General features: G+C 67.1%; 21 protein-coding genes, 1 tRNA gene and 1 pseudogene. 13 read left to right on the top strand and 10 right to left on the bottom strand.

All coding sequences use genetic code 11. The features are described 5' to 3' along the window. Positions 1-24: 24 nt before the first annotated feature. Positions 25-738 carry a TVP38/TMEM64 family protein gene (locus tag ACWDTF_RS12525; protein ID WP_240857327.1) on the bottom strand — a complete coding sequence of 238 codons (714 nt, stop codon included), beginning with the start codon at positions 736-738 and terminating at the stop codon, positions 25-27. Positions 739-870: 132 nt separating this feature from the next. Here ACWDTF_RS12525 and ACWDTF_RS12520 point away from each other — a divergent pair, with 132 nt between their 5' ends. From ACWDTF_RS12520 to ACWDTF_RS12505, 4 genes are all read left to right on the top strand, one after another. Next, positions 871-2,820 (top strand): methylmalonyl-CoA mutase family protein, encoded by a 1,950-nt coding sequence (locus ACWDTF_RS12520; protein WP_355277477.1) that lies wholly within the window; start codon positions 871-873, stop codon positions 2,818-2,820. Continuing rightward, the gene (scpA, locus tag ACWDTF_RS12515; protein WP_355277474.1) at positions 2,817-5,090 is read left to right on the top strand and encodes a methylmalonyl-CoA mutase; all 2,274 of its coding nucleotides are present in this window, start codon (positions 2,817-2,819) and stop codon (positions 5,088-5,090) included. Before ACWDTF_RS12520 ends, scpA begins: the two co-directional genes overlap by 4 nt. Beyond that, on the top strand, positions 5,090-6,115 hold the full coding sequence (meaB, locus tag ACWDTF_RS12510; protein ID WP_240857324.1) for a methylmalonyl Co-A mutase-associated GTPase MeaB: 1,026 nt from the start codon (positions 5,090-5,092) through the stop codon (positions 6,113-6,115). The genes scpA and meaB overlap by 1 nt, the downstream gene beginning before the upstream one ends. A gap of 81 nt (positions 6,116-6,196) precedes the next feature. After that, complete coding sequence (locus ACWDTF_RS12505) at positions 6,197-7,369, top strand: lipase family protein (protein WP_355277472.1); 1,173 nt, start codon at positions 6,197-6,199, stop codon at positions 7,367-7,369. Between the two features lie 219 nt (positions 7,370-7,588). On the opposite strand, the pseudogene ACWDTF_RS12500 reads toward ACWDTF_RS12505, so the two are convergent. From ACWDTF_RS12500 to entS, 3 genes and pseudogenes are all read right to left on the bottom strand, one after another. Continuing rightward, a pseudogene (locus ACWDTF_RS12500) lies at positions 7,589-8,278 on the bottom strand (ABC transporter substrate-binding protein); the annotation flags it as partial. Positions 8,279-8,314: 36 nt separating this feature from the next. Then, a complete protein-coding gene (locus tag ACWDTF_RS12495) occupies positions 8,315-8,569 on the bottom strand; it encodes a hypothetical protein (protein ID WP_355277469.1) in 255 nt (84 codons plus the stop codon). 16 nt (positions 8,570-8,585) lie between these two features. Beyond that, a complete protein-coding gene (gene entS / locus ACWDTF_RS12490) occupies positions 8,586-9,866 on the bottom strand; it encodes an enterobactin transporter EntS (RefSeq protein WP_355277467.1) in 1,281 nt (426 codons plus the stop codon). Positions 9,867-9,920: 54 nt separating this feature from the next. On the opposite strand from entS, the gene ACWDTF_RS12485 reads away from it, so the two are divergent. Then, positions 9,921-10,766, top strand: coding sequence for a siderophore-interacting protein (locus ACWDTF_RS12485; RefSeq protein ID WP_240857321.1), 846 nt, complete (start codon positions 9,921-9,923; stop codon positions 10,764-10,766). Positions 10,767-10,776: 10 nt separating this feature from the next. Here the strand turns inward: ACWDTF_RS12485 and ACWDTF_RS12480 are convergent, their stop codons facing one another. Continuing rightward, positions 10,777-11,727 (bottom strand): LLM class F420-dependent oxidoreductase, encoded by a 951-nt coding sequence (locus ACWDTF_RS12480; RefSeq protein WP_355277464.1) that lies wholly within the window; start codon positions 11,725-11,727, stop codon positions 10,777-10,779. A 49-nt stretch (positions 11,728-11,776) separates the two neighbouring features. Next, positions 11,777-12,832 (bottom strand): nucleoside hydrolase, encoded by a 1,056-nt coding sequence (locus ACWDTF_RS12475; RefSeq protein WP_308221029.1) that lies wholly within the window; start codon positions 12,830-12,832, stop codon positions 11,777-11,779. Positions 12,833-12,903: 71 nt separating this feature from the next. Between ACWDTF_RS12475 and ACWDTF_RS12470 the strand changes: the two genes are divergently transcribed. Beyond that, positions 12,904-13,833, top strand: coding sequence for a mechanosensitive ion channel family protein (locus ACWDTF_RS12470; protein WP_240857318.1), 930 nt, complete (start codon positions 12,904-12,906; stop codon positions 13,831-13,833). A gap of 421 nt (positions 13,834-14,254) precedes the next feature. Here ACWDTF_RS12470 and ACWDTF_RS12465 read toward each other — a convergent pair. Beyond that, positions 14,255-14,343 (bottom strand) — tRNA-Leu (locus tag ACWDTF_RS12465). A gap of 86 nt (positions 14,344-14,429) precedes the next feature. On the opposite strand from ACWDTF_RS12465, the gene ACWDTF_RS12460 reads away from it, so the two are divergent. Beyond that, the gene (locus ACWDTF_RS12460) at positions 14,430-15,776 is read left to right on the top strand and encodes a M20/M25/M40 family metallo-hydrolase (RefSeq protein WP_240857317.1); all 1,347 of its coding nucleotides are present in this window, start codon (positions 14,430-14,432) and stop codon (positions 15,774-15,776) included. 64 nt (positions 15,777-15,840) lie between these two features. Further along, positions 15,841-16,386 (top strand): YbhB/YbcL family Raf kinase inhibitor-like protein, encoded by a 546-nt coding sequence (locus tag ACWDTF_RS12455; protein WP_240857316.1) that lies wholly within the window; start codon positions 15,841-15,843, stop codon positions 16,384-16,386. Positions 16,387-16,390: 4 nt separating this feature from the next. On the opposite strand, the gene ACWDTF_RS12450 is transcribed toward ACWDTF_RS12455, so the two are convergent. Genes ACWDTF_RS12450 through ACWDTF_RS12440 form a run of 3 tightly spaced genes read right to left on the bottom strand, consistent with a single transcriptional unit; the run spans position 16,391 to position 18,899 of the window. Next, positions 16,391-17,485 (bottom strand): quinone-dependent dihydroorotate dehydrogenase, encoded by a 1,095-nt coding sequence (locus tag ACWDTF_RS12450; RefSeq protein ID WP_355277460.1) that lies wholly within the window; start codon positions 17,483-17,485, stop codon positions 16,391-16,393. A 17-nt stretch (positions 17,486-17,502) separates the two neighbouring features. Continuing rightward, on the bottom strand, positions 17,503-17,823 hold the full coding sequence (locus ACWDTF_RS12445) for a DUF5703 family protein (RefSeq protein WP_240857315.1): 321 nt from the start codon (positions 17,821-17,823) through the stop codon (positions 17,503-17,505). Positions 17,824-17,825: 2 nt separating this feature from the next. Beyond that, positions 17,826-18,899: a YncE family protein gene (locus ACWDTF_RS12440; protein ID WP_240857314.1), complete on the bottom strand. Its 1,074-nt coding sequence runs from the start codon at positions 18,897-18,899 to the stop codon at positions 17,826-17,828. Positions 18,900-19,114: 215 nt separating this feature from the next. Here ACWDTF_RS12440 and ACWDTF_RS12435 point away from each other — a divergent pair, with 215 nt between their 5' ends. From ACWDTF_RS12435 to mshC, 5 genes are all read left to right on the top strand, one after another. Further along, the gene (locus ACWDTF_RS12435; protein WP_240857313.1) at positions 19,115-19,957 is read left to right on the top strand and encodes an undecaprenyl-diphosphate phosphatase; all 843 of its coding nucleotides are present in this window, start codon (positions 19,115-19,117) and stop codon (positions 19,955-19,957) included. A gap of 34 nt (positions 19,958-19,991) precedes the next feature. Beyond that, positions 19,992-20,804 (top strand): MSMEG_4193 family putative phosphomutase, encoded by an 813-nt coding sequence (locus ACWDTF_RS12430; RefSeq protein WP_240857312.1) that lies wholly within the window; start codon positions 19,992-19,994, stop codon positions 20,802-20,804. 28 nt (positions 20,805-20,832) lie between these two features. Then, positions 20,833-21,552: a DUF3090 domain-containing protein gene (locus ACWDTF_RS12425; protein WP_240857311.1), complete on the top strand. Its 720-nt coding sequence runs from the start codon at positions 20,833-20,835 to the stop codon at positions 21,550-21,552. A gap of 19 nt (positions 21,553-21,571) precedes the next feature. Next, the gene (locus tag ACWDTF_RS12420) at positions 21,572-22,456 is read left to right on the top strand and encodes an SCO1664 family protein (protein ID WP_355277456.1); all 885 of its coding nucleotides are present in this window, start codon (positions 21,572-21,574) and stop codon (positions 22,454-22,456) included. Positions 22,457-22,639: 183 nt separating this feature from the next. Beyond that, a complete protein-coding gene (gene mshC / locus ACWDTF_RS12415) occupies positions 22,640-23,881 on the top strand; it encodes a cysteine--1-D-myo-inosityl 2-amino-2-deoxy-alpha-D-glucopyranoside ligase (RefSeq protein ID WP_240857309.1) in 1,242 nt (413 codons plus the stop codon). Positions 23,882-23,898 lie beyond the last annotated feature (17 nt).

The raw sequence follows: 23,898 nt of genomic DNA, 5'->3' as shown, positions 1-23,898 counted from the left end.
CGCTTGATTTTGCTCGATCAAGGTCTACTTGGACCGGACCGGCAAGCGGGCGTCGAGAATCAATCCCACGATCCCGACCGCGAACAGCAGTCCCGTCAGCACCAGATACCCGGGATTGCGGGCACCGGTCAGAGCGTCACCGAGGAACACAACGGCGGCGGTTCCCGGGGCCATGCCGATCACACTCGCGATCGTGTACGGCAGCAGCCGCACCGACGAGAGTCCCGAGCAGTAGTTGGTGACCGAGAACGGGCACGCCGCGATGAGGCGAAGCGAACCGACGGCCAACCAGCCACGGCGCTCGAGTCGATATTCGACCGCCGCCACCACCGGCTTCTTCAAGTACGGTTTGACTCTCTCCCTGCCGACGCTGCGTACCAGCAGGAATGCGGCAACAGCGGCGATCGCCGACGCGATGATCGCGCCGGTGAACCCGACCACCGGACCGAAGAAGATTCCCGACATCACGGTGAACGTCGAGCGCGGAATCGGTGCGATCGTGACCACCGCATAGGCCGCGAAGAACACCCAGACGAACCATGGTCCGAGGCTCTCGCCCCACGAACGCACCACCGACACCGACGGCGTCGGCAGGAGATAGGCGCTGACCAGCACGACCACGACCACCGCGGTCGCGATTCCCGCGGCACGGAGTGCGCGACGATCGACGCGCACTCGCGTCGGCGGCGCAGCACCCTCCGGCGTGCCAACCTGCGGCGTCGGGGAACTATCGGACATTCCCGCCACTCTACGTGTCGACGAGGCGTGCAATTGGTCACCGTCGCGGCCTCGATGGCCGGGCCGAGCGATCGATCGGCTAAGGTCATGTACGCGCTCGCACAGAGCATCACCGGAGGTGTGCTACCCCACATGTCAGAACAAACTGACCATCAGAAATCCGAGACCACCCTCGAGGACGCCTACCTCGCGTGGTCGGAGGCCGCCGCTGCGGTTCTCGCGAAATCGCGCCGTGTCGACGTCGCCGACCTTCCGGACGATGCAGAGACGTTGCTGTCGACCGCGACCCCCGACGGACTCACCATCCGGCCGCTGTACACGCGGCGCGATGAAACGGCCGAGCCCGGCCTGCCCGGTCACTTCCCGTTCGTGCGCGGCAGTGATCCCCAGCGCGACGTGAACGTCGGCTGGCGGGTCACCGAACGCTTCGGCGACGACGACACTGCGCCCGAGGACGTCAACGAGCAGATCCTCGAGGCGATGACCAACGGCACGAGCGGTTTGTGGCTGACGGTCGGCAAGGGGATCGGTCCCGATGATCTGGAGACCGTGCTCGCCGGCGTCTACCTCGACCTCGTGCCGGTGACCCTCGACGCAGGCGAATCGGGAATCGACGCCGCACGGACATTGCTCGCCCTGCGCACCACCGCGGCCGCCGCACCACAGGCGGCACCGGTCACCGCGGGGACCACCCATTCCTTCGGGCTCTCACCACTCACGGCGGCCTTCTCGGGCCGACCCACGGTCGACAATGCGGCGGCCGTGGCCCTCGCGGCCGACGAACTACCGGCCGGGGTGCGGACATTCCGTGTGGACGGCGCCGATTTCGCCACCGCGGGCGCCGACAACGGGCTCGAACTGGGCCTGGTCGTCGCAGCTGCTGTCGCGCACCTCCGTGATCTCACCGACGCCGGCCTCGATGTGTCTGCGGCTCTCGAGCAGATCACCTTCGGGGTCTCGGCCGACGACGACCAGTTCGCCACCATCGCCAAACTCCGTGCGCTGCGCACACTCTGGGCCCGCGTCGCCGATGTGCTCGGCGCCCGCGAATCGGGTGGTGCGCTGACCCATGCGGTCACCGACCTGTCGATGTTCAGCCAGCGCGACCCCTGGGTCAACATGCTGCGCAGCACCATCGCCGCATTCGGTGCCGGTGTCGGAGGTGCCGACCAGGTGACGGTCCTCGGTTACGACGCCGCGCTCCCGCCCGATCTCCGGACCTCCAGCGCGACCTTCTCCCGACGAATCGCCCGCAACACCCAACTCCTGCTCCTGGAGGAATCCAACCTCGGGAAGGTGCTCGATCCCGGCGGTGGCTCCTGGTTCATCGAATCCCTCACCGACGATCTGGCCACGAACGCGTGGGCGGTGTTCACCGAGGTCGAGGCCGCCGGCGGATACCGCGACGCTCTCGAGAGCGGCTGGGTGGCCGATCGGGTCGCCACGTCCCTCGCCGCACGTGACGTCGAGGTCGCACACCGCCGCACCTCGGTCACCGGCGTCAACGAGTTCCCGAACCTCGACGAGCGCCCGCTGGGTGCCACTGCTTCCGGGACCACCGTCTCGGGCACCACGGCGGGGCTGGTGACCGGCACACCGAAGCTGGCGCGCATCGGCCGTCCGTTCGAAGCACTCCGCGACCGCTCCGACGCGATCCTGGCGGAACGCGGCACCCGACCGTCGATTCTGCTCATCCCGCTCGGCAGCGTCGCCGAACACAACGGCCGCACGACGTTCGTCGCCAATCTCTTGGCTTCGGGCGGCATCTCCGCGGTCAATCCCGGACCGCTCACGTCGGAGACGATCGGCGCGGCCGTCACCGACTCGGGCGCGACGATCGCGGTCATCTGTGGCACCAAGTCGCGCTACGCCGACGACGGACCCGCGGCGCTGGCCGCGGCTCGCGCAGCCGGAGTCGGGCGCGTGTTGTTGGCGGGGCCCGACCGGGAATGGCCGGAATCCGACGACCGTCCCGACGGATCGCTGCGCGTCGGCATCGACGCAGTGGCCACCCTGACCGAACTGCTCGACCAGCTCGACGAGACAGCGGGCGCATCCGCGCCGGTGGGAGCATCATCATGACCCAGACCGAACCGACCACTGCAGCAGTGCCCTCCTTCGCCGACGTGTCACTCACCGATGCGGTTGCCGCACCGGAGAGTTCGGCTGTCGACGGCTCGGCGGCCGTCGAAGAACTCGCAGGCGCACACGGCTACACCGTCGACCAGGTCACCTGGAACACGCCGGAACAGATCGACGTCGCACCTCTGTACACCCGCTCGGATCGTGATGCGATCACCCACGACTCCGAGCACGCCTATCCGCTCGACTCGATTCCGGGTGCGGCACCGTTCATCCGCGGTCCGTATCCGACGATGTACGTCAATCAGCCGTGGACGATTCGCCAGTACGCCGGCTTCTCGACCGCCGCGGAATCCAATGCGTTCTACCGGCGCAATCTGGCTGCGGGACAGAAGGGTCTGTCGGTCGCCTTCGACCTCGCCACCCACCGCGGCTACGACTCCGACCATCCGCGCGTCGCCGGTGACGTCGGCATGGCCGGCGTCGCGATCGACTCGATCCTCGACATGCGCCAGCTGTTCGACGGCATCGACCTCGGCAGTGTGTCGGTGTCGATGACGATGAACGGTGCGGTGCTGCCCATCCTCGCGCTGTACGTGGTGGCCGCCGAGGAGCAGGGTGTGCCGCCGGAGAAGCTCGCCGGGACCATCCAGAACGACATTCTCAAAGAGTTCATGGTCCGCAACACCTACATCTATCCGCCGAAGCCGTCGATGCGGATCATCTCCAACATCTTCGAGTACACCAGCCAGAAGATGCCGAAGTTCAACTCGATCTCCATCTCCGGCTATCACATTCAGGAAGCCGGGGCGACCGCCGACCTCGAACTCGCGTACACGCTCGCCGACGGCGTCGAGTACATCCGGGCCGGGCTCGAGGCGGGACTCGACATCGACAAGTTCGCGCCGCGTCTCTCGTTCTTCTGGGGCATCGGCATGAACTTCTTCATGGAGGTCGCCAAGCTTCGCGCCGCGCGTCTGCTGTGGAGCGAGCTGGTTGCCGACTTCGAGCCCAAGAGCGCCAAATCGCTGTCGCTGCGTACACATTCGCAGACATCGGGATGGTCGCTGACCGCACAGGACGTGTTCAACAACGTCGCGCGCACCTGCATCGAGGCGATGGCCGCCACCCAGGGCCACACGCAATCGCTGCACACCAACGCGCTCGACGAGGCGATCGCGTTGCCCACCGACTTCTCGGCACGCATCGCACGTAACACGCAGCTGTTGTTGCAGCAGGAGTCGGGGACGACGCGACCGATCGATCCGTGGGCCGGATCGAACTACGTAGAGTGGCTCACCCATCAGCTGGCCCAGAAGGCGCGCGAGCACATCCGCGAAGTCGAGGCCACCGGCGGTATGACACAGGCCATCAACGAGGGTCTGCCGAAGCTGCGCATCGAAGAGGCGGCCGCCCGCACGCAGGCTCGGATTGATTCCGGGCAGCAGCCGCTGGTCGGCGTGAACAAGTACCAGGTGGCCGACGACGAGGAGATCGAGGTCCTCAAGGTCGAGAACTCCAAGGTGCGCGCCGAGCAACTCGAGAAGCTGGAACGCCTTCGGGCACAGCGCGACAACTCGGCTGTCGAGGCCGCGCTCGCCGATCTCACCCGTGCTGCGGCCAGCAGCGAGGGTGGCATGGAGAACAACCTGATGGCCCTGGCCATCGAAGCGGCGCGACACCAGGCGACCGTCGGTGAGATCTCGGCCGCCATGGAAAAGGTCTATGGTCGCCATCAGGCAGAGATCAAGACCATCAGCGGGGTGTACCGGCATGAGGCAGGAGACGTGAGCAACGTCGAGGCGGCCATCGAGGTCGTCAAGAAGTTTGCGGACGCCGAAGGTCGTCGCCCTCGTGTGCTGGTCGCCAAGATGGGGCAGGACGGTCACGACCGCGGCCAGAAGGTCATCGCCACCGCCTTCGCCGACCTCGGCTTCGACGTCGACGTGGGTCCGCTGTTCGCCACGCCGGAGGAGGTCGCCGCGCAGGCCGCGGACAACGACGTGCACGTCGTCGGCGTCTCCTCCCTTGCCGCGGGACACCTCACCCTGGTGCCCGCGCTGCGTCAGGCGCTGGCCGATGTCGGGCGTCCCGACATCATGATCGTGGTGGGCGGGGTGATCCCGCCCGGCGACTTCGACGAACTCTACGACGCAGGTGCTGCCGCGATATTCCCGCCGGGCACCGTGATCGCCGACTCGGCGGTGGAGCTCATCACGAAGCTGGCCGACAACCTCGGCCTGGAGCTGGCCGGAGCCGCATCGGAGTGATGGCCGAGCAACCAGTGCCCAAGGCGCCGGTACAGCGCAGACCTGTCGACGTCGACGCTCTCGAAGAGGCAGTTCTCGCCGACCGGCGTGCCGACCTGGCTCGCGCGATCACCCTCGTCGAGTCCAAGCGTCCGGATCATCGGGCCGCCGCCCAAGAACTGCTGCTGCGCCTGACCCCGCACGCGGGCAAGTCCTTTCGGGTGGGCATCACCGGTGTCCCAGGCGTCGGCAAGTCGACGACGATCGAGGCGCTCGGCATGCACCTCATCGAGCAGGGCCACAAGGTCGCGGTGCTGGCGGTGGATCCGTCGTCGACGCGCACCGGTGGCTCGATCCTGGGTGACAAGACCCGCATGGGGAAGCTCTCGGTGCACAAGGACGCCTACATTCGTCCGTCGCCGACCTCGGGCACGCTCGGTGGCGTCGCGAAGGCGACCCGCGAATCCATCGTGCTGGTGGAGGCCGCGGGTTTCGACGTCGTGCTCGTCGAGACGGTCGGGGTCGGCCAATCCGAGGTGACGGTTGCCAACATGGTCGACACGTTCACGTTCCTCACCCTGGCCCGCACCGGCGATTCGTTGCAGGGCATCAAGAAGGGTGTGCTGGAACTCGCGGATGTCGTGGTGGTGAACAAGGCCGACGGCAAACACCTCAACGAAGCGAAATCGGCTGCGCGCGAACTGAAGAACGCACTCAAGATGATCTATCCGCATGACACCCTGTGGACGCCGCCGGTGTTGACGATGAGTGCCCTGGAGAACTCCGGGGTCGCCGAGTTCTGGGACACCGTGCGCGAACACAATCGCGTACTGACGGAGGCAGGCGAGTTTGTTGCCCGCCGGAATCAGCAGCAAATCGACTGGACGTGGGCCATGGTGCACGACCTGGTGCTGTCCCGGCTCGACGACTCCCCGGCGGTTCGATCGATCCGTACTGACGTCGAGAAGCGTTTGCGCACGGGCGATCTCACGCCGGCTCTGGCGGCGCAGGAGATCGTCGAGGCATTCGACAGCACCGAGGCTTGATCGTAGCTGCTAGATCACTTAGGTTGACCTAAGGCGCCCGACGTGCTCGGGTGCGATGAGAATCGGCCGAGAGGTGTCAGGGTGTCGGGTGGGCTGGTGTTGGGCAGATTCTCGCGGATCGCGGTGATCGCGGTCCTGGTGGCGGGAGTGTCGATGCTGATCGCAACAACCAGGTCCGCGCACGTCGACGCGGCGCCGTCGCGTGCGGGGGATCTGGTAGGCGTCACTGACATCACCGCCGCCCCCGACGCCCGGGTGGCCGGCGCCGGCAAGGTCTATCGCGTCACGTATCTGTCCCCGGATCACACCGGAAAGCTCATCGGAGTCCGGGGCACCGTGATGATCCCCGCGGTGAAGCGATTGGGCGGATGGCGGGTGCTGGGCTACGCACATGGCACCGCGGGCCTCGGCGGCAAGTGCACGGTGACCGATCGGATGGGCGGCCGATACGACGATTGGCTCGGCCCGTGGCTGCGTGACGGATATGTCATCGCCGCCAGCGAGTATGCGGGTATCGGAAGTCCCGGGCCGCACACCTACCTCGATGGACAAACTGCGGCTCGTAACGTCATCGACTCGGTGCGTGCGGCGCGCAATCTCGTATCGCAGAAGACGTCCGGGACCACCTCGCGGGGATACGTGACCGGCGGCGGCTCCCAGGGCGGGCACACCGCGATCTGGGCGACTCGCATCGCGTCGTCGTACGCGCCGGAGCTGGTGAACGTCGGGGGTCTGGTCAATGCGCCGCCGGTCGACATCGCCGACTACTTCTCGTTGTTGCGTCCGGGAGTGCCGCCCGTAGCGATTCCCGACTACGCCACGTATTTCTCCTATGTGATGGCAGGCTTGGACGCCGCCCGGCCCGATGCGCGGGTGTCGTCGTATCTGACGCCGTTGGGGCGCAAGGTGGTCGACGACGCCAAGACGCTGTGCTACCCCAACCAGGGTCGGGCGACGCGCGGTATCACTGTCGGACAGTTGATCTCACGCCCGCTCGCCGACGGCCCGCTGATCCCGGCGCTGCGCGAGTACACCCGTGTCCCGACCGCCGGCTTCGGATCGCCGATGCTGGTGCAGCAGGGCTATTTTGACCCAGTGGCATTCGAACCGCTCACCCGCAACTGGGTCGAGCAGGCACGACGCAACGGTGCGCGCATCGACTTCCGCCAGTACTCTGCCGGGCACGGACTGGGGCCGTGGGCCGAGGCCACGGGCCTCGCCTGGGCCGATCGACAGGGCTGGCCGACGCGCTGACCTACCCGGCCGCCCGCCCGACGTACCCGCGGTCATCGTGGGTCTCGGAGGGCCTTGGGTCGAGTGGTCCGCAACGGATGCCGAATCGGTCCCGCACGGTGTCCAGGGACCGCTGATGCCGGCCGCGCCGGCGACGATGGGTGTAGATGAAGTGCACGCAGGAGGAATGTCGCAGGAGGAATGTCGCAGGAGGAATGTCGCAGCCGAAGCGTCGGAATGTCACAGGCGGGATGCGATGGGACTCAGCGTCGCGATGACGTAGTCCACCGACGGTGCGCTCGGGACGCTGAAGGCGGGGGAGGTGTCGTTGTTGAGGTAGAGAACCGTCCCGTCCTTCACCGCGGTCAGGGAGTTCCAGCCGGGAATTCGTGCGAGAGCGGCAGGGTCGCCCAGCGTGTAGGCGAGGAGCAGATCGGAATCGAGGAGGTCGATGCGCTCGGCCGACAAGCGCGAGCGTGTGACCGCCCCCTTGTTCATGGCAGCGAGACGCGGATTCAGAACAAAACCCAATTCGGTGAGGAGAGCGGCAGCGGGATCCTTGGTCGAGTTGATGGCCCCGAAGCTGCCTGTGGTCTGAAACAGCGCGTAGGTGAACGTCTTGCCTGCCGCGGCAGGGTACTTCGCCTTGAAGGCGTCGACGTTGCGTTGGGTGCGTCCAACAAGGTCCGCGGCGGCGGTTTCCTTGCCGAAGATCTTGCCTGCTGCGGTGGCGATGTCCTGCCAACTGTCGACTGGCCCATTCGGATTCAGCACGGTGATCGTCGGTGCGAGTTTGGTGTAGGCGGCGAAGCGATCGGCGTCGAGGGCGGTGCCGGCGATGATGAGGTCGGGCTCGAATCGGGCCATCGCGTCGACGGTGGGGAGTGTATCGGCCTGGATCACCACCACCTCCGCGTCGTGTTCGGGTGTCCACGGGAAGGAGTTGTTCGGGCCGCCGTACCCGTCTTAAACGAACTCGGCGGTGATCGGGATGTCGAGTGCTGCCAGCGTCGAGGTCCAGTTGCTGAGCAGGCTGATCACGCGCTGGGGCTTCGTTGGCACGTCGACCGTTGCCGTGTGCCCACCGAGCAGTTCCACCGTGACCTCGTGGGTCTCCTCCTCGGTGGGTGCCGTACAGGCGGTGATCGAGCACACGGCGATCGCCACCACGGCGACGACACTCGTGCGCAGCAACTGGGAGAGGTACTTCACGATTGACATCCCTGTGAGGGTAACCTCACCTGCTCGTGCGCTCCACGTCGCCTCGGACCTGAGCCGGGTTGCGGCCGCGTGTGCCCCTCAGCCCAGACAAGAGCAGCGCCGCAGCGATCGACAAGCCCACCATCACGATGCCGTAGTAGACGATCGCGTCGGAGGCGCCCCATGCGGAGCCGATCAGTCCGGCCACCACGGCACCCACTGTCACGCCGCCGACCTCCTGCGCCATCCAGATCCCGTTCACCCGACCGAGCAGCGGTCCCGGAGTGTTCCGCTGGATCAGCGCATAGCGCAACACTTCCTGCGCAGCTTCCAGGAAACCGACGGTGAGCAGCAGACCGATCGCCAACCACAGCAGGGGTGCGAGGCCGAACAGTATCTGCGCCGAGAAGGCGAGGATCAGCGCGGCCAGCAAAACCAGTCCGGGGCGACGCAGATCTGTCATCCAGCCACTGGTGAGCGCCGCGATCATCGCACCGGTTGCCACCGCCGCATACATCGCACCCGTGACGGCGGCGCTGCCGCCGAAGCGTTCGGCCACCAGGCCGGGCAGCAGAGCGACGACACCGGCGCCCAGCATCGCGAGCACCCCAACCGCCATCACCCCCGGGACGACGGGCGTCGTCGACAGGAAGCGCATCAGTGAGGGCCGCTCGGGAAGCGGTCCGTCTGACATGCGCGGACCGTCCGGTGGCATCGCCGGCAGCCCGATCAGGATGAGGACGGTGATCGTCGCGAGCGCAGCGGCGGTGACGTACGCCCATTCGACCCCGGCCGATGCGATCAGGAGACCGGCGATGCCGGGAGACACGGCGGTGCCCAGCCGAACCGTCAATGAACTCAAAGCGCCTACCGCCACCAGCTTTTCGCGGGGAATCAGCGTCGGTACCGCCGCCATCAACGCAGACGTGGACAAAGCGCCGATGAGGCCGTCGACTCCGGCGAGGAGATAGACGATCGCCACGCTCGGCTCACCACCGTAGGCGCCGAACGCATTTGCGGCCAAACCGGCAAATGATGCACCGGCACCCGTGCGGCCCACCAGGATCAGGCGTTTGCGGTCGAAACGGTCGGCGAGCGTCCCGCCGACGAGCATTCCGAGGAAGGTGGTGGCGCCGGTGACTGCGGTGGCCGCACCCACCTGAGCACTCGATTGCGTGAGATTCCACATCTGGACCGGAACCGACACCAGGAGTAGACCGATCGCCACGAGCGAGATCAACCGTGCGACAAAGATTCGCCGGAATGGCGCGCTGTCCCGCAACGGGGACACGTCGAGATAGATCGAGCGCGGCACCACGACTCCTCTCGGTTCGCGATTAGGGTAGTCTCACCTTCCCATGGGGCACCAAGCATGAACGGCACCGACCTGCGACCGCACTCCACCGAGCTCCGGCTCACCATGCACGATCTCGTGGCGCGCACCATCGAGGTCGAGGCGGTCGCAGACCTCAGTCCGCAGATGAAGCGGGTCACGTTCCGGATCACCGAACCGGATGGCTTCCACTTCGTCCACATGGCGCCCGACGACCACGTCAAACTCTTCTTCGCTCACCCCGACACCGGCCGGGTCGAGATGCCCCAAACCGGCTCGGATGGCATGCAGTTGCCCACCGAGGGGCCGTTTCCGATCTACCGGGACTACACGGTGCGTGCGTTCGACCGGGCGGCCGGCCTGCTCGACATCGACTTCGTGGTGCACACGCACGGCGTCGCCGGGTCCTGGGCTGCGACGGCAACCCGCGGCGATCGCCTCGGCATGCTCGGACCTCGCGGCTCGCACATTTATCCGACCGGATACGACGCCTATCTCCTCGGCGCCGATGACACAGCGATCCCGGCGCTGGCGCGTTGGCTCGAGGAACTGCCCGCGGACAAGCGGGTGATCGCCTTCGTCGAGGTGTCCGGGCCCGACGCCGAGGTCGAATTGCCCGACCGACCGTCGACCACGGTGCACGTTCTGCATCGCGGCGACGCGGCACCCGGAAACAGCACGCTGCTCTACGACGCCATCCGGTCTCACGAGATGCCGGCCGGCGAGTTCTATTGCTGGGTGGCCGGTGAGGCGAACTCTCTCAAGCCGATCCGCCGTTACCTCCGTCGCGAACTCGGCCTGCCGAAGAACCGCGTCAAGGTGGACGGGTACTGGCGCAGCGGGACCGTCAACCTCGACCATCACGAGGCCGACGGAGACGACTGAGCTCCGCGAACTACGTGATCAACGGGGCGAGTGTCTGGCCGAGCAGCGCGACACGGCCGTCGATGTGGCAGTTCGCCGGTGCGTTGACGGTCACGCCGTCGATCCCGGTGGCCAACAGATCGGTGTAGCGGGCCGCCACCTCGTCGGGGTCGCCGACAATCGTCGACGCCCGACGGACCTCGGCTGCGGGATTGCGTGCGAGATATGCCTCGAACTCGTGCGTTGCCTGGTCGTGTGTCGGTGCGATACAGGCGGACGTCTGCAGTGTCACAGTGATTTCCGACCTGTCCCGACCGAGCGTCTCGCAGTGGCCGGCGAGGGCGTCGAGTTTGCGTGCGATCTCGTTCGGGGCGCAGATCAAGTTGGATTCGTCGGCATACTGTGCGACGAGCCGCAGAGTCTTGCGTTCGCCACCGCCACCGATCATCACCGGAATCCGTCCCAGGGGAGCGGGCGAGTTGATCGCGTCGTGAACGCGGTACCACTTGCCGTCGAGGCTGGGCCGTTCGCCGCGCAGCATGCCGAGAATGATCACGAGGGCTTCTTCGAGCTTCTGGAAACGGTCGGTGAATGTGCCGAATTCGAAGCCGAGGGCATCGTGTTCGAGTTCGAACCATCCGGCGCCGATCCCGAGCTGGGCCCGTCCTTCCGACACCACGTCGAGCGCGGTGACGGTCTTCGCGAGCAGGGTGGGATTGCGGTAGGTGTTTCCGGTCACGAGGGCCGACAGCCGCGCCCGGGACGTGTGCTGGGCCAGTGCCGAGAGCAGCGTGTAGCACTCGACCATCTCCTGATCCGGCGTACCGAGGATCGGCAGTTGGTAGAAGTGATCCATCACGAAGATCGTGTCGAATCCGTGGGTCTCGGCGTCGACCGCCTGACGAGTGATGGCGGGGAACAGTCGCTCGGGTTCCACGCCGGGATAGGTGAAGTTGGGGATCTGGTATCCGAGTCGTGTCACAGGCGCAACGCTACGCCGCGCGGGTGGACCGGGTCGGAAGAATTCCGATTCACTGCGGTGGCCGCTGCGAGTTCGGTTCGGCCACCACGTCTTTGGCGAACCGTCCGATACGGTCGATGAGCTCGTCGAAGACCGCATCCACATCGGTGGCGACCGCGATGCGCGCGTTGGGTCCGCCGGGTGTCATCGAGCGTTCGTCGGCGACCGTCATCCCGCGCGTGTGCGTGCCGGTCAGTTCGACCGACACGCGGGCCGGAATGGTGCTCACGATGTCGGGGGCGAGTGCGACCAGTGCCGCGAACGGATCGTGGAGATGCGCGATGTACCCCTCGTCGTGCTCGTCATGGAACTCGAGGTAGAAGCGCAGCGCGTCCATGAGATGCCGGATGACGGGATTGTCGGCGACCGACCGCAAGCCGCGCTCGTCGCCCGGATCGGCGTACTCGATCGGCGAACTCGATGCCGCGGCAGCAAGACGCACCAGGTGGTCGGGTGTCAGCGCCACCGACTCGGTGAGGTCGAGTGCGCACACGATCGGTGCCGGCGCGGGACCGCTGCCGAAAGCCGCGAACACCTCGGCGGCGGCCTCCGGGTCGACCGCGACGTTCCATTCCGAGACGGGAGTGGTGTTTCCGTGAGTGTGAAATGCGCCACCCATGATCACCAGTCGGCGGAGTCGTCCCGGCAGGTCTGGGTCGCGGCGGACGGCGGTGGCCAGCGAGGTCAGCGGGCCGGTGACCAGTCCGACCAACTCGCCGGCATGCGCGCGGGTCGCGTCGATCCACGCATCGGCGGAGGTCACCGGGCTCGGCAGCACGGAGGCCGCCGGTAGCTCGGCGTATCCGACGCCGAGGGGACCGTGGGTGTCTTCGGTGGTCATGAGATCGGCCACGAGCGGCGACGCCGACCCGACGTGCACGGGGATGTCGGTGCGTCCGCACAGCGCAAGCCAGGCGAGATTGTTGGCTGCGACGACGTCGACCGGGACGTTACCGGCGGTCGAGGCCACACCGACGAGATCGACGTCGGTCCGGGCCAGCAGGTACAGCAGCGCGACCGAATCGTCGATGCCGGTGTCGCAGTCGAAGAACAGATGCTGGGTCACCCGCCCATTCTCGCGCGTATGCATCCGTGGACGATTCGACACCCCGTGTGAGATCCGTACGGTGGGTGCACATGACTACTCACCTTGCTTTCGAATGGACGGAGACAAATCGCGAGTGGATCATCGAGAATCCAATCCGGATCGCCTCGTATGTCGTCATCGCTTTGATTGTTCGATTCGTGATGCACCGGGCGATCGATCGCGCCACCCGCCGGCCGGGCGCCGGGGGACGGGACGGCGCGTCGAAGCCGTTCCTGATCAGACACCTCCGTGAACGGACGCCGGCAACACGTAACCCGGAGGCTGCCGAGCGCCGCGCACAGCGTGCCCGGACGATCGGGTCCGTGCTCAAGTCGACGGTGTCCATGATTCTGCTGGTCTGGGTGGTGCTGTCGGTCCTCAGCGTTCTCGGCGTGAACATCGCGCCGTTCATCGCGTCGGCCGGAGTTGTCGGTCTCGCAATAGGTTTCGGTGCGCAGAACCTTGTCCGCGACTTTGTCAGCGGCATCTTCATGCTCCTCGAGGATCAGTACGGCGTCGGTGACATCGTCGATCTCGGCGAGGCGACCGGCGAAGTCGAGTCGGTCGGTTTGCGGATCACCACCCTGCGCGACATCGACGGCACACTCTGGTACGTGCGCAACGGCGAGATCATCCGCGTCGGCAACATGAGTCAGGAGTATGCCGTCGCCCGGGTCGAGGTTCCGGTCGCACTCAGCGCAGATGTGGACCGGGCACAAGAGGTCGCGCTGGAGGCCGCACGGAATGCGGTGCGCGACGACGGTATTCGCGACGACGTGCTCGCCGAACCGGAGATGCTCGGCGTCCAGGACGTCGCGCCCGACATGATCACTCTGCGTATGACATTGAAGACGAAACCGAACAGCCAGTGGTCGGTGTCTCGCCGCATCCGCCGCGACGTGCTGCGTGCCTACGAACAGCACGGCATCGAATTGCCCTATCCGACAGGACGAATCGCCGCGCTCGCCGGTCCGTCCTGATCCGAAGAGTTAGGTGACTAGCGCTCTGGCCTGCGCATAAGCGTCCACCACCCCACCGCTCTCTGAGGTGCCCGAGGCGCCGGCCGAGGGATGCCTCGAAGGGCAGGCGAACGGGCCACGTCAGCGAGGCGCCGGACCACTGAAAGTAGGGGAAGGTTTTTCCCCTACTTTCTGCCCCTGCTTGTTGAGTCGTCCGCGAGAAAGTTCGCGGGGAGGACTCCAGGGATAGGGGACGAGTTTCTTCCCCTATTTTTCGTGGATCATCGTCGCCGCGCGGATCGCGCTTCCGACTGTCGATGACCACCCGATGGCCGTCCCCGATGACATCGATAGGCCCGCGGATGCGTATATGCGCATACCGTTGCCTTTCAAACTGAACCAGAGTGCAGACAACCCCCGGTCGATGACCGGGGGTTGTCGGTGGTGTCCGAGGGGGGACTTGAACCCCCACGCCCGTTAATAGGGCACTAGCACCTCAAGCTAGCGCGTCTGCCATTCCGCCACTCGGACGCGTCGGCGGCGAACTGGTCGCCACCACAGCGCGCACAACCATAACCGAGGTTGCCCGTCTATCCCAAATCCCGTAGGAAACAGGTGTGACTTCCCAGAGTGAGGGCCCACGCGCGGTCGACGAAGTGGTCGATCTGGTCAGCCGGCTGATCCAGTTCGATACCAGCAACACCGGGGAACCGGAGACCACCAAGGGTGAGGAGGAGTGCGCGAAATGGGTCGCCCAGCAGCTTGAAGAGGTCGGCTACACAACGCAGTATGTCGAATCCGGGCGTCCGGGTCGCGGCAATGTGTTCGCCCGCCTGGCCGGTCCGCCCGATTCAGAACACGGGGCGCTCCTCGTCCATGCCCATCTCGACGTCGTGCCTGCCGAACCCGCCGACTGGAGCGTGCACCCGTTTTCCGGGTCGGTGGCCGACGGTTACATCTGGGGTCGGGGCGCCATCGACATGAAGGACATGGCCGGCATGGCGTTGGCGCTGGCCCGCCAGTTCAAACGGGACGGCACGGTTCCGCCGCGCGAGATCGTGTTCGCCTTCCTCGCCGACGAGGAGGCCGGGGGGAAGTGGGGTTCGCACTGGCTGGTGGAGAACCGCTCCGACCTGTTCGAGGGCATCACTGAGGCGGTGGGTGAGGTCGGCGGCTTCTCGCTGACCGTCGACCGACCGGACGGCACGCAACGACGCCTCTACCTGGTGGAAACCGCCGAAAAGGGCATCGCCTGGATGCGCCTCACCGCCGACGCCACCGCAGGCCACGGCTCGTTCCTGCACGCCGACAATGCCGTCACGGAGGTCGCCGAGGCGGTGGCCCGCATCGGTCGCCACACCTTTCCGTTGGTCATCTCCGATTCGGTGGCCGAATTCCTGGCCGCCGTATCCGAGGAGACCGGGCTCGATCTGCGACCCGACGCGCCGGACCTCGACACCACGCTGTTCAAGCTCGGCAGTCTCGCCCGGATCATCGGCGCCACGCTCCGCGACACCGCCAATCCGACCATGCTCAAGGCGGGCTACAAGGCCAATGTCATCCCGCAGAAGGCCGAAGCCGTGGTGGACTGCCGGGTGCTGCCCGGGCGGCAGGCCGCGTTCGAGAAGGAGATCGACGAACTCATCGGACCCAACGTCACCCGCGAGTGGATCAGCCATCTCGACTCGTACGAGACGACCTTCGACGGCCACCTCGTCGATGCGATGAACGACGCGATCCTCGCTCACGATCCGGACGGCAAAACGGTCCCGTACATGTTGTCCGGCGGCACCGACGCGAAGGCCTTCGCCAAGCTCGGCATCCGCTGCTTCGGGTTCGCGCCGCTGCAACTTCCCGCCGACCTCGACTTCGCCGCGCTCTTCCACGGCGTCGACGAGCGGGTTCCCGTGGACGCACTTCTGTTCGGCACCAAAGTGTTTGAGCACTTTCTGCACCACAGTTGACCACCGCGCCGCAATAGACGCATATGGTGGTGAACACCACCAGCAGACGAGAAGGGTTGACCCGATGCCGAGTTTCGATCCCTATGACGCGTTGCCCAGCCTGCCGGGCTTCACGCTGACCTCCGACAGCGTCACCGACGGCCGGCCGCTGCGCAACCAGCAGGTGAGCGGCATCATGGGTGCCGGGGGAGAAGACCTGTCGCCGCAGCTGAGCTGGTCGGGATTCCCTTCGGACACCAAGAGTTTCGCGGTCACCGTGTACGACCCCGACGCCCCGACGGCATCGGGATTCTGGCACTGGGCGGTCGCCGACATCCCCGCCTCGGTGACGAGTCTGCCCGAGGGTGCCGGCGACGAGTCCGGCAGCGGCCTGCCCGACGGCGCGGTGAGCCTGGCCGGTGACGCTTCGGTGAAGCGTTTCATCGGGGCGGCGCCGCCCCCCGGACACGGCCCGCATCGCTACTTCGTCGTCGTGCACGCGGTGGACGTGGCATCGCTGGAGTTGCCCGACGGTGCGACGCCTGCCTACCTCGGATTCAATCTGTTCTCGCATGCGATCGGCCGCGCGACGATCGTCGGCACCTACGAACAGCCTTCCGAAGACGTATAGGCCCTTAGCCGGCCCGATTATCGCTGCCGACCGCGTCGGCGAGGGAAGCGAAGCCGGCCTGCCGTACCCGCTCGGCGAGGCCGTTGTGGATCTCGTTGACCCACAACGGTCCGCCGTAGATGAAGCCGGTGTAGCCCTGCAGGAGGTCGGCTCCTGCGCAGATGCGCTCCCACGCCTGGTCGGGGGTTTCAATGCCACCGGCGCAGACCAGGGCGATACGGCCGCCGACGCGTGTGTACAGCCGGCGCAGCACGGCCAGGGATCGGTCGGCGAGCGGCGCGCCCGACAGGCCACCCGCACCCATCGCTGCCACATCGTCCTCGGGTGTGCGCAGACCGGTTCGAGAGATGGTCGTGTTGGTGGCGACGATGCCGGCCAGTCCGAGTTCGACGGCGAGGTCGGCGACCGCGTCGATGTCATCGTCGGCGAGATCGGGAGCGATCTTGACCAGGACGGGCACGCTGACTTCGTCCTGCACCGCAGTGAGGATGGGGCGCAACGAGTCCACGGCCTGCAGGTCGCGCAGGCCGGGCGTGTTGGGCGAGCTGACGTTCACGACGACGAAGTCGGCCAGCGGGCCGAGCAGCCGGGCCGAGTAGCGGTAGTCGTCGACGGCGTCCTCGACGGCTACGGCCTTGGTCTTGCCGATATTGGCTCCGATGGGGACGGCAACCGGCCCGGGCCGGACCTTGGCCAGATGTTCGGCTGCCGCGTCGGCGCCCGGATTGTTGAAGCCCATCCGATTGATCAGCGCGCGATCGGCGGGCAGGCGGAAGAGCCGGGGCGCCGGGTTGCCCGGCTGGGCGCGACCGGTGATGGTCCCGATCTCGGCGAAGCCGAAACCCAGCTGTCCCCAAGCGTTCACCGCGCCCGCCGACTTGTCGAAGCCGGCCGCGAGCCCGAACGGGGCGGGGAAGTCGACGCCGAACACCCGCTGACGCAGGACGGGATCGTGGGTGGCCAGAACCCTGGCCGCCCCGAAACGTAGGGGAGCCACGCGCCCGGTGAGGCTGATCGCGGTGAAAGCGATGTGGTGAATCCGTTCCGGGGAGAGCAGGAACATCAGTTTGAGCAGCAGCGGGTACGCCACGCCGTTCACGGCATGCAGGCTTCTTCTCAGCACGCGGTCGCGTCCTGTCCGGGATGGTTTCGATCGGGGTGGCCGGGACCGGGACGGCGTGGCGGACGTTTGCGGCGGAGCAGCACTTTGCGCGTGCCATCCGAGTAGAGCCGCACACGCGACAATTCCCAGCCACCGAACTCGGCTTCGAGCGCCAGGCGCATCGACGCGGTCACGCGGGTCACCTCCGGTGGAAGCCGGAGCAGCAGGCACTCGTAGTCCTCGGACGTGACCTCCCAGCCCGCCGGATACCGGGCGCCGAGCCGTGCTCCGACTCGACCCTGCGGGGTCAGGTGACGGTGTCCCTTAGCCGACATGATCACCCGCCCTGCGGCCCCTGTGGACGCTGCCCGGCGGGTGCGACGACCTGCAATCCGCCGTCACGTGCGGAGAGGACGTAAACCACCCCGGTGGAGTCGTCGACGGCGATGCGGTCAGGTTGTGTGACCGAGGAGAAGCGGGTCGTCTCACGGGGCTCACCGTCGGCAAGGTCATAGGCCACCACCTCGTTGTTCCCGGTTGTCGACACCCACAGCAGGTTTCGCTTGTCGTCGTAGTCTACGGCGTACGGGCCGTCGGGTAGCGGATAGCGGAACCGCATCACCAGCGGCGAGCCGAAGAATCCGATGATCTCGTTGTCGCGGGTGTTGGCCACGAGGACTCGTCCGTAGCGGTCGACGGTCGACGTCGTGGCACCGTTTCCGGCTCGCAACGCGGGACCGAGTTCCCCGGTGTCGAGGTCGATCGGCGTCACCGACGACTGTGCCCGGTCCAGGACGACGACCTGTTCGGCCGCAAGGTCTGCGCCGGATGGCGAGACGGTCAGGTCGTCGACCCGGACGAAGCCGGCGATGTCACGTTGACGTGCCCCGTCGGGACCGAAGACGACGACATGCCCGGTGTCGGTGCCGATCACCGTGCGCCGATCAGCCGTCACCGCAACCGCGGTGGGCGCGGCGACCTCGGTGGGGGTGGCTGTGGTGCGTCCGTTCGCGTCGATACGTAGCAGGGTGTCGGGTCCGGCGCCGACGAAGGTTCCGTCGCCGACCCCGGTCAACACCGTCAGCTCAGCGGTCGGCGTCGGGGTGCCAGTCGTTGTTCGGGGCCCGGTCGGTGTGTTCGGGAGCGACGCGGTGGCATACCGCTGCACAGAACGTCCGTCCGATGACAGCAGCGCAAGCGTGGGCCCCGACAGCGCCATCGCCCGCGCACCGGCCGGGGCGGGCACGACGACCCCGGCGGGGGTGCGGGCAGGCGGCGAGTCGAGCGCGCTCGCCGGGGTCACGGTCGGTACATCCGGGCGGTCGTCGGTCGACGAACCGCATCCGGCAACGACGAGCGTGAGGGCGACGGCGGCGAGAGCGCCGACGACCCGGACGCGGAAATGCTGCATGACCCCATCTTGCGTGAACCGAGACTGCGCAGAGAGGTCGGGGCGGACTCGGCGGGTCGGTGCGCTCGACGAGCGCTGCCGCGGGCGCCGCGTACGATCGGGCGCCGTGACTCATGCCAATCGCATTGTGCGGAGAACCCTGGGGCCGATCAACACAGGCCCGATCAACACAGGCCGGATCAACACAGGCCGGATCGACACAGGCCGGGTCGAGCATGTCTGACACCATGACCTGGACCCAGTCGATCGTGCTGGGTGCATTGCAGGGCTTGACCGAGTTCTTGCCGATCTCGTCGTCCGGCCACCTGCGGATCGCCTCCGAACTCTGGTTCGGCGAGGACGCGGGCGCGTCGTTCACCGCGGTCACGCAACTCGGGACCGAGGCCGCCGTGCTCGTGTACTTCGCCCGGGACATCGTGCGCATCGTGACCGCCTGGTTTCGCGGGCTGCGCAACGCCGACGAACGCGGACTCGACTACCGCATCGGCTGGTATGTGATCTTCGCAACCATCCCGATCGGTGTGATCGGGTTCGTGTTCAAGGACGAGATCCGCACCACCGGACGCAACCTGTGGTTGGTCGCGACGGTGCTGATCCTGTTCTCGGGTGTGTTCTGGCTGGCCGAACGCTACGGCACAAAGCGGCGCTCGATGGAGCAGCTGACCCTGCGCGACGGACTCGTGATGGGCGCATCCCAGTGTCTGGCGCTCGTGCCCGGCGTGTCCCGATCGGGCGCAACCGCGAGCGCCGGGCTGTTCCTCGGGCTCGAACGCGAGGCTGCGTTCCGCTTCTCGTTCCTGCTCGCGATTCCCGCGGTCACCGCGTCGGGCCTGTTCAGCCTGCCCGACGCCTTTCACCCCAGCGGCGAGGGCATGCAGTCGACCGGACCTCAGTTGCTGGTGGCGACCCTCGTCGCCTTCGTCGTCGGCTATGCGGCCATCGCGTGGTTGCTGAAGTTCGTCGGACATCACTCGATGAACTGGTTCGGCGCCTACCGGGTGATCCTCGGTGTCTTCGTGATCATCCTGCTGACGACCGGGACCATCAGCGCCACGTGAGACGTGCGTCCTCGGCAGTGCTTAAGGTTGGTTCATGACCGTGATTCTGGTGCGCCATGGGCGCTCCACGGCCAACACCTCGGGCGTGCTCGCCGGACGAACCGTCGGTGTGGGTCTCGACGACACCGGCCGTGCGCAGGCCGACGACCTGGTCCGCAGGCTCGGCGTCTGCCGTGACGAGATCCGGGCCGTCGCGCGTTCCCCGTTGCAGCGATGCGCAGAGACGGTGGCACCGCTCCTCGCGGCGTTGACCACCGACGGTTCAGACGGTCGCAAGGATGTGCCCGAGGTCGTGGTCGACGCGCTCGCCGAGGTCGACTACGGGGGGTGGACCAACCGTCCGATCCGCGAGTTGCTCTCCGAACCGCTGTGGAAGGTGGTCCAGCAGCAGCCGTCGGCAGCGGTGTTCCCGGACGGCGAGGGACTCGCGGACGTCCAGGCGCGGGCGGTCGCCGCGATCCGCTCGCTCGACCGCATCTACGGCGGCGAGGACGGTTCGGGCGTCTGGGTGGCGTGTTCGCATGGCGACGTGATCAAGTCGGTGATCGCCGACGCGATGGGTATGCATCTGGATTCTTTCCAGCGCATCGTCGTCGATCCGGCGTCGATCAGCGTGATCCGCTACGGCTCAACTCGCCCGTACGTGCACACGGTGAACACCACCGAGGTGCTGTCGGTGCCGAAACCGCCACCGGTGCAAGCAAACCCGGGTGCCACCGCCGACGATTCAAACGGGTCGGCGCACGACGCCGCCGATGACGCGGTGGTCGGGGGCAGCACCGGAACCGCCCACGACGAGATGCCTGCGCCGGTTGGGCCTGCGGGCAGCGCGCCGGCAGCGGGATAATGGGACCCACAGACAGGGAGGTGATGTGATGTCACGCGCGATCCACGTGTTCCGAAGTCCGGACCGCTTCGTCGCCGGGACCATCGGCCAGCCGGGCGATCGGACGTTTTACCTCCAGGCCGTGCACGAAACCCGCATTGTCAGCGTCATGCTGGAGAAGCAGCAGGTCCAGATCCTCGCCGACCGTATCGGCGCACTCCTCGACGAGATCCATCGCCGCTTCGGCACCCCGATACCTCCGGAGACCGACCAGGTCGACGATCTCAGTCCGCTGGTGATGCCGGTCGACGCGGAGTTCCGGGTGGGCACGATGGGGCTGGGCTGGGACGCCGAGTCGGAGGCCGTGGTGGTCGAACTGCTCGCCATCACCGAGGGGGAATTCGACGAGAGTGTCGTGCTCGACGACACCGAGGAGGGGCCCGACGCCGTTCGGGTGTTCCTGTCCACCGAGGCGGCGCGGGAGTTCGCCGCGCGCTCGTCCGCGGTGATCTCGGCGGGACGTCAGCCGTGCCCGATGTGTGGTGAGCCGCTCGACCCGGACGGCCACCTCTGCGTGCGGACCAACGGCTACCGTCGCGGCGCCGAACTGAGCAAATCGCTCGACTTCATCGATCCCGAGGTGTTCAACAGCCTGGCCGCCCAGGGTGATCCCGGCCTGCTCGAGACATCCGAGGAGGACGACCAGACAGACGACTCGCCGGACGACCCGTCTGCCGAGGACGGGCCGGGGTCCGGCCCGCGGGCCTGAGATGTCGGTCGGTGAGCCCATGGGCATCGGCGAGGGAGAACCCCACCCGGCCGGCTCCGGATCATCCTCGGCGGAGGTCGTCGACGTCCTCCGACGAGGCGAGTTGGTGGTTCTGGGACGGATTCCGTCGGCCAGTAACGCGACCCTCGTGTGCGACGTCGTTCTCGACGACGTCGAACTGCGATGCGTGTACAAACCGGTCCGGGGTGAAGTGCCGCTCTGGGACTTCCCCGACGGCACCCTGGCCGGACGCGAGGTGGCGTCGTACCTGATCTCCGATGCGTTGGGGTGGGGTGTCATCCCGGAGACGGTCCTGCGTGACGGTCCCGTGGGATTCGGCATGGTCCAGCGGTGGGTCGACACACCCGACAACACCGACCGCCCGCATCCGAGTGCGCCGAGTGAGTTGCCGGACGGTCGGGTGGACCTGGTCGACCTGTGCCCGCCGGGAGCCGTTCCGGTCGGCTACCGGGCCGTGTTGCGAGCGTTCGACTCGATCGGCGAGCCGGTGGTACTGGTGCACGCCGACGACCCGCGGCTGCAGCGGATGGCTGTCCTCGACGTCATCCTCAACAACGCCGACCGTAAGGGCGGGCACGTTCTCGAGGGGCTGGACGGCGGGGTCTACGGCATCGACCACGGCATCTGCCTGCATTCCGAGGACAAACTGCGCACGGTCCTCTGGGGCTGGGCGGGTGAGACCGTGCCCGCGCACCTCGTCGCCGACCTCGCCGATCTCGCGCGGCGGCTGGAATCGCCGGACGACGATCTGCGTTCGGATCTGGCCGAGCACATCACCGGGGACGAGATCGACGCACTTGCCCTTCGCACGCTCGTGATCGCCGAGACGACCGCCATGCCCCTGCCGCCCGGCCACCGCCCGATTCCGTGGCCGCCGTTCTGACAGCTCCCTGAGGTGCTCGAGGCGCCCCTCCCGCTCCCTGAGGTGCTCGAGGCGCTAGCCGAGAGCCTCGAAGGGCCTGGTGAGACGACAATGTTCCCTCGCCAGGGGCTCCGAGGCTCGCAGGCTCGCACCTAGCCGGCGGGCAGCGGAGGGCGACCGGGAGGCTGCCAATACAGTGGAGGCATGCAGTCCTGGCCCGATCCAGATGTCCCGGTGGTAGCCGGGGACTCTCCAGCACTCCGCCTCTACGACACCGCCGACCGCGCGATTCGGCCGGTGGCGCCCGGCCCGACGGCGAGGATGTACGTCTGTGGCATCACCCCGTACGACGCCACCCATCTCGGCCACGCGGCCACCTATGTGACCTTCGATCAGGTCAACCGGGTGCTGCGCGACCAGGGGCACGACGTGCACTACGTGCAGAACATCACCGACGTCGATGATCCGCTGTTCGAGCGGGCCGAACGCGACGGGGTGGATTGGCGCGAGCTGGGGAGCCGCGAGATCCAGCTCTACCGCGATGACATGACCGCGTTGCGCGTCCTACCCCCGCGCGACTACATCGGTGCGATCGAATCGATCGGCGAGGTCGTCGAGGTGGTGGAGAAACTGCTGACCTCCGGAGCGGCCTATGTCGTCGACGACCCGGAGTTCCCCGACGTGTACTTCCGCGCCGACGCGACCGAACAGTTCGGATACGAGTCGGGCTACGACCGCGCGACGATGGAGAAGTTCTTCGCCGAACGCGGCGGCGACCCCGACCGCCCGGGTAAACGGGACCCGCTCGACGCCGCTCTGTGGCGAGCCGTGCGTCCGGGTGAGCCGTCGTGGGAGTCGCCCTTCGGCCCAGGCCGGCCCGGCTGGCACATCGAGTGTGCGGCCATCGCGTTGAACCGGCTCGGGATCGAGTTCGACATCCAGGGCGGCGGAAACGACCTGATCTTTCCCCATCACGAGTTCTCCGCCGCGCACGGCGAGGCTCTGCGCGGGGCGCGCCGATTCGCCCGGCACTACGTGCACACGGGGATGGTCGGCCTCGACGGCGAGAAGATGTCCAAGAGCCGCGGCAACCTCGTGTTCGTGTCCGCGCTGCGGCGCGCCGGCGTCGACCCCGCCGCCATCCGGGTGGCACTGCTCGCGGATCACTATCGCGCCGACCGCATGTGGACCGACGCGGTCCTCGACACGGCCAAGCAGCGTCTGCAGCGGTGGCGTACCGCCGCGGCGGCCACGTCGGGTCCGGATGCCGCACCCGTGATCGCCCGCGTACGTCAACACCTCGCCGACGATCTGGACACCCCGAAAGCGCTTGCCGCGCTCGACGCTTGGTGTGCCGACGTCGAACTCGGAATCGGCGGCTTCGCCGACGCGCCCGGCGAGTTGGCCAGGGCCGTCGACGCGCTACTGGGCGTCGAGATCATCTGACAAACCCTGCAGTGTGG

This window comes from Gordonia sp. NPDC003422, assembly GCF_053588675.1.
The sequence above is the reverse complement of the archived record's forward strand: the minus strand, read 5'-3'. Positions and strand labels throughout refer to the sequence as shown.

Excerpts from the sequence above, each read along its gene's own strand:
- ACWDTF_RS12525 (WP_240857327.1), bottom strand. The coding sequence starts at position 738 with ATGTCCGATAGTTCCCCGACGCCGCAGGTTGGCACGCCGGAGGGTGCT.
- ACWDTF_RS12520 (WP_355277477.1), top strand. The coding sequence starts at position 871 with ATGTCAGAACAAACTGACCATCAGAAATCCGAGACCACCCTCGAGGAC.
- scpA (WP_355277474.1), top strand. The coding sequence starts at position 2,817 with ATGACCCAGACCGAACCGACCACTGCAGCAGTGCCCTCCTTCGCCGAC.
- meaB (WP_240857324.1), top strand. The coding sequence starts at position 5,090 with ATGGCCGAGCAACCAGTGCCCAAGGCGCCGGTACAGCGCAGACCTGTC.
- ACWDTF_RS12495 (WP_355277469.1), bottom strand. The coding sequence starts at position 8,569 with ATGTCAATCGTGAAGTACCTCTCCCAGTTGCTGCGCACGAGTGTCGTC.
- ACWDTF_RS12485 (WP_240857321.1), top strand. The coding sequence starts at position 9,921 with ATGAACGGCACCGACCTGCGACCGCACTCCACCGAGCTCCGGCTCACC.
- ACWDTF_RS12470 (WP_240857318.1), top strand. The coding sequence starts at position 12,904 with ATGACTACTCACCTTGCTTTCGAATGGACGGAGACAAATCGCGAGTGG.
- ACWDTF_RS12455 (WP_240857316.1), top strand. The coding sequence starts at position 15,841 with ATGCCGAGTTTCGATCCCTATGACGCGTTGCCCAGCCTGCCGGGCTTC.
- ACWDTF_RS12445 (WP_240857315.1), bottom strand. The coding sequence starts at position 17,823 with ATGTCGGCTAAGGGACACCGTCACCTGACCCCGCAGGGTCGAGTCGGA.
- ACWDTF_RS12440 (WP_240857314.1), bottom strand. The coding sequence starts at position 18,899 with ATGCAGCATTTCCGCGTCCGGGTCGTCGGCGCTCTCGCCGCCGTCGCC.
- ACWDTF_RS12435 (WP_240857313.1), top strand. The coding sequence starts at position 19,115 with ATGTCTGACACCATGACCTGGACCCAGTCGATCGTGCTGGGTGCATTG.
- ACWDTF_RS12430 (WP_240857312.1), top strand. The coding sequence starts at position 19,992 with ATGACCGTGATTCTGGTGCGCCATGGGCGCTCCACGGCCAACACCTCG.
- ACWDTF_RS12425 (WP_240857311.1), top strand. The coding sequence starts at position 20,833 with ATGTCACGCGCGATCCACGTGTTCCGAAGTCCGGACCGCTTCGTCGCC.
- ACWDTF_RS12420 (WP_355277456.1), top strand. The coding sequence starts at position 21,572 with ATGGGCATCGGCGAGGGAGAACCCCACCCGGCCGGCTCCGGATCATCC.
- mshC (WP_240857309.1), top strand. The coding sequence starts at position 22,640 with ATGCAGTCCTGGCCCGATCCAGATGTCCCGGTGGTAGCCGGGGACTCT.